This is a genomic window from Agromyces sp. NPDC055658 (assembly GCF_053618155.1).
The window spans coordinates 1-248 of the sequence record NZ_JBSHHD010000132.1 but is presented as its reverse complement, the minus strand read 5'-3'; the positions used below and the strand labels follow the sequence as shown (position 1 = coordinate 248).

Sequence of the window (248 nt, the reverse complement as noted above, 5' to 3'; positions counted from 1 at the left end):
ATCTTCGACCACGGGCTGCAGCGCATCCAGGCCGACCACCCGGACTGGTTCGTCGGTATCCGGCAGAACGGTGTGGTGATCGGCCTGGAGTTCGACCACCCCGAAGGCGCCAAGTTCGTGATGCGGGAACTCTACGAGAACGGGGTGTGGGCGATCTTCTCGACGCTGGATCCCCGTGTCCTGCAGTTCAAACCGGGTCTCCTGCTCTCGCGCGAGCTCTGCGAGGACGTCCTGGACCGCCTCGCCGT

At 64.9% G+C, this 248-nt stretch carries 1 protein-coding gene; it reads left to right on the top strand.

Going from position 1 to position 248, the window contains the following annotated elements:
• Positions 1 to 248: hypothetical protein (locus tag ACWGPE_RS19110; RefSeq protein ID WP_452049331.1), on the top strand; the 248-nt coding region annotated here is incomplete at both ends.